Annotated in this window: 2 protein-coding genes; one reads left to right on the forward strand and one right to left on the reverse strand. The window is 51.1% G+C overall.

Annotation, left to right across the window (positions count from 1 at the left end; genetic code table 11):
* Window positions 1-154 (reverse strand): ABC transporter permease subunit (locus EZM41_RS14235; RefSeq protein WP_446697839.1); only part of this gene is annotated, 154 nt, incomplete at its 3' end.
* Between the two features lie 139 nt (window positions 155-293).
* On the opposite strand from EZM41_RS14235, the gene EZM41_RS14770 reads away from it, so the two are divergent.
* On the forward strand, window positions 294-370 hold a 77-nt coding region (locus EZM41_RS14770; RefSeq protein WP_446697840.1), incomplete at its 3' end, for a hypothetical protein.

Here is a 370-nt window from a genome sequence, read left to right on the forward strand (position 1 = left end):
TCATAATTCCCGCCATGCCTCCCAAAGCCGGCCCCAGGAAAAATATGAACCGAATCACCGCGTCGACATCCACTCCGAGCATCGTGGCCATCTCTCGATCCAAGGCCGTCGCGCGAATTGCAGCCCCGAATCTGGTCTTCAATATATATGACAATTTCAGCTATATTTTTACTATCTCTGCTCATCTCTTATCGGATTCCACTCCTCTTCCTGAAGGGTCTCGCTGCTCAGTCGCGTTACCCGTTGGCGAGGTCTATCCAAAGGCTGACTTTCAAGCTTGCGTCCTCCACAAAGTGCGAAGCAGCCTGAAGAAGGTGAGAGCAAGACATAGAGCGGCTGTAGGAGAGGACTTAAAGAGGATCTACAAGCA

It is taken from the genome of Acetomicrobium sp. S15 = DSM 107314 (assembly GCF_016125955.1).
GTDB lineage: Bacteria > Synergistota > Synergistia > Synergistales > Thermosynergistaceae > Thermosynergistes > Thermosynergistes pyruvativorans.